Here is a 3,005-nt window from a genome sequence, read left to right as displayed (position 1 = left end):
GCTCTTTGACAATTATATCTGAGAGGAAGAGAAGCGTAGGCGGCGGTGTCCTTGCGGGTTTCTTCTGGTTTCGGGTTTGGGTTTGATGCGGGTTTCGGCTTGTGTTGGATCTGGGCTTGGGGTTGGAGGAAGCTGAGTGGGAATACGGTGTCGCTACGTTTCATCTTAAAGAGGTTCACCTGACCACTGCCGCGAGGTGGTGGTTGGTGTGAGACTTCCGTCAAGATTTGAGTAGTGACCAGCCGGAATAGATTCTCATACAATCTGAGAGTTTGATCCTGGCTCAGAGCGAACGCTGGCGGCAGGCTTAACACATGCAAGTCGAACGCACCCTTCGGGGTGAGTGGCAGACGGGTGAGTAACGCGTGGGAACGTGCCCTTCGGTTCGGAATAACTCGGGGAAACTCGAGCTAATACCGGATACGCCCTTTTGGGGAAAGGTTTACCGCCGAAGGATCGGCCCGCGTCTGATTAGCTTGTTGGTGGGGTAATGGCCTACCAAGGCGACGATCAGTAGCTGGTCTGAGAGGATGATCAGCCACACTGGGACTGAGACACGGCCCAGACTCCTACGGGAGGCAGCAGTGGGGAATATTGGACAATGGGGGCAACCCTGATCCAGCCATGCCGCGTGAGTGATGAAGGCCTTAGGGTTGTAAAGCTCTTTTATCCGGGACGATAATGACTGTACCGGAAGAATAAGCCCCGGCTAACTTCGTGCCAGCAGCCGCGGTAATACGAAGGGGGCTAGCGTTGCTCGGAATCACTGGGCGTAAAGGGCGCGTAGGCGGACGTTTAAGTCGGGGGTGAAATCCCGGGGCTCAACCCCGGAATTGCCTTCGATACTGGGCGTCTCGAGACCGGAAGAGGTAAGTGGAACTGCGAGTGTAGAGGTGAAATTCGTAGATATTCGCAAGAACACCAGTGGCGAAGGCGGCTTACTGGTCCGGTTCTGACGCTGAGGCGCGAAAGCGTGGGGAGCAAACAGGATTAGATACCCTGGTAGTCCACGCCGTAAACGATGGATGCTAGCCGTTGGCGAGCTTGCTCGTCAGTGGCGCAGAAAACTCGTTAAGCATCCCGCCTGGGGAGTACGGTCGCAAGATTAAAACTCAAAGGAATTGACGGGGGCCCGCACAAGCGGTGGAGCATGTGGTTTAATTCGAAGCAACGCGCAGAACCTTACCAGCTCTTGACATGTCCCGTGTGGTTCCTGGAGACAGGATCCTTCAGTTCGGCTGGCGGGAACACAGGTGCTGCATGGCTGTCGTCAGCTCGTGTCGTGAGATGTTGGGTTAAGTCCCGCAACGAGCGCAACCCTCGCCCTTAGTTGCCATCATTAAGTTGGGCACTCTAAGGGGACTGCCGGTGATAAGCCGAGAGGAAGGTGGGGATGACGTCAAGTCCTCATGGCCCTTACGGGCTGGGCTACACACGTGCTACAATGGCGGTGACAATGGGCAGCGAACCCGCGAGGGGGAGCTAATCCCAAAAAGCCGTCTCAGTTCGGATTGCACTCTGCAACTCGAGTGCATGAAGGTGGAATCGCTAGTAATCGCAGATCAGCACGCTGCGGTGAATACGTTCCCGGGCCTTGTACACACCGCCCGTCACACCATGGGAGTTGGCTTTACCCGAAGGCGTCGCGCTAACCGCAAGGGGGCAGGCGACCACGGTAGGGTCAGCGACTGGGGTGAAGTCGTAACAAGGTAGCCGTAGGGGAACCTGCGGCTGGATCACCTCCTTTCTAAGGATGATCCCTCAAGGCCGGCCATCTTGGCTACGTCTTATCGGATCACTTGGAACATATCGGAGCCCGATGATCGCAAGATCGTCGTGAGCTCTTTGGCGGGACGTCGCCGTCTTCGTTTCTCTTTCTTTCAGGACTGACACGCATCGGGCGCTACAGCGGACTGCCTGTGGCGGTTTGCGGTGGCGGTTGTGCGCTTGTCGGCGGGCCTGTAGCTCAGGTGGTTAGAGCGCACCCCTGATAAGGGTGAGGTCGGACGTTCGAGTCGTCCCAGGCCCACCATTATCATCGGTGGTCGCCGTGCGGGTTATCCGGCGCGTAGCGCCGCAAGCCCGAACGGGCGCCGCGCCTGATGGCGCGTGAAGCCAAGCAGCCGGAGGCTGCGCCGGCGCTTGAGGCCAGGACGAACCATCCTGGCTAAAAGCCAGGAGGGGCCATAGCTCAGTTGGGAGAGCGCGTGCTTTGCAAGCATGAGGTCGTCGGTTCGATCCCGTCTGGCTCCACCAGATTTTTGGGTTCGGGTTGCCGGCTTTCGTCAGTCCTGTGGTTCACGTCAGACGAGAGGGCGGCATGGTCGCCCGGTCATCGTGACGTGATGGAATAGTTTGCGGGCTTTTGGCCGCTGGATGGAGCGTTGCTCGTTCGGGGCCTTTGGCTGTCTGCGGGTTCTTTGTCATCGTGAAGAGGGAATGCATCCGGCATCGGGCGCGAAAGCGCTGTGATGTTCGAGGATGCGTTCGGCAAGCATGTCCTTGAGATATGGGCCGGCTGCGGGCAACCGCGGCGGGTAACCGTGTTCTTGAGGACGGTCTTTCTGTCGATGTTATCGTCGCGTCATGCGGCGGACATCGATCATGAGAGCGATCAAGTGCCATAAGGGCGTTCGGTGGATGCCTTGGCGCTGAGAGGCGATGAAGGACGTGGTACGCTGCGATAAGCCTTGGGGAGCTGCGAACAAGCTTTGATCCGAGGATTTCCGAATGGGGAAACCCACCTTCGATACCTGTAAATCTGAGAATGGCGGAAGGGCCCGTGTTCACGAGCGATCGTGGTGGGGGATGATCCGGGCCGGCCGGCAGGCTGGCTTCTGGATCCTGTAAGGGATCCGGCGTTTTTGGATTTGCAGGTATCACCAAGAAGGTATCTGGCCCTGAATACATAGGGGTTAGAAGCGAACCCGGGGAACTGAAACATCTAAGTACCCGGAGGAAAGGACATCAACGAGACTCCGTTAGTAGTGGCGAGCGAACGCGGA

At 57.7% G+C, this 3,005-nt stretch carries 2 tRNA genes and 2 rRNA genes (1 of these 4 cut by a window edge); all 4 read left to right on the top strand.

What is annotated here, in order from left to right:
- The first annotated feature begins 260 nt into the window (after nucleotides 1-260).
- Nucleotides 261-1,747 (top strand): 16S ribosomal RNA (locus ACFQU1_RS22210).
- 208 nt (nucleotides 1,748-1,955) lie between these two features.
- Nucleotides 1,956-2,032, top strand: a tRNA-Ile gene (locus tag ACFQU1_RS22205).
- 148 nt (nucleotides 2,033-2,180) lie between these two features.
- Nucleotides 2,181-2,256, top strand: a tRNA-Ala gene (locus tag ACFQU1_RS22200).
- A 356-nt stretch (nucleotides 2,257-2,612) separates the two neighbouring features.
- A 23S ribosomal RNA gene (locus ACFQU1_RS22195) occupies nucleotides 2,613-3,005 on the top strand (it continues 2,490 nt past the right edge of the window).
- The 16S and 23S rRNA genes sit together here with 2 tRNA genes alongside, the layout of an rRNA operon.

This window comes from Chelatococcus sp. GCM10030263 (assembly GCF_042666455.1).
Taxonomy (GTDB): Bacteria; Pseudomonadota; Alphaproteobacteria; order Rhizobiales; family Beijerinckiaceae; genus Chelatococcus.
Note: the sequence above shows the minus strand (reverse complement) of the source record. Positions and strands in the feature narration are given on the sequence as shown.